The organism is Stenotrophomonas sp. SrG, assembly GCF_050031795.1.
In the GTDB taxonomy this organism is placed as follows: Bacteria; Pseudomonadota; Gammaproteobacteria; order Xanthomonadales; family Xanthomonadaceae; genus Stenotrophomonas; species Stenotrophomonas rhizophila_A.
Genome location: NZ_JBNBBE010000061.1, coordinates 1 through 333, shown reverse-complemented (window position 1 = coordinate 333; position 333 = coordinate 1). Strand labels below are relative to the sequence as shown.

The 333-nt window shown below is 70.9% G+C and carries 1 protein-coding gene; it reads right to left on the bottom strand.

Translation table 11 applies throughout. From position 1 onward, the window contains the following. On the bottom strand, positions 1–333 hold a 333-nt coding region (locus ACQG3P_RS18970), incomplete at both ends, for a substrate-binding domain-containing protein (RefSeq protein WP_426805900.1).

Sequence of the window (333 nt, the reverse complement as noted above, 5' to 3'; positions counted from 1 at the left end):
CTGGCGCGGCATGTTGATGCCCGCGCGCAGCGCCACCTTGTAGCTACCGGCGGCCATTTCATCGTGACCGGTAAAGATCGCGGTCGGGCGCTGCTTGCCCAGCAGCAGCTTTTCGGCGGCGGCCACACCGGATGCGAAGGTATAGCCGGCTTCCACGATGCGCCCGGGCGGCAGCTCGATCCCGCGCTGGGCGAGGGCAGCGATGAAGCCGGCGGTGCGCTCGTGCGCCGAGCGGTAGGCGCTGGGGCCGGTGACCAGCGCGATGTCGCGGAGGCCCAGCGACAGCAGGTAATCGGCCGCTTCGGCGGCGCCGTCGCGGTCATGGGTCACCAC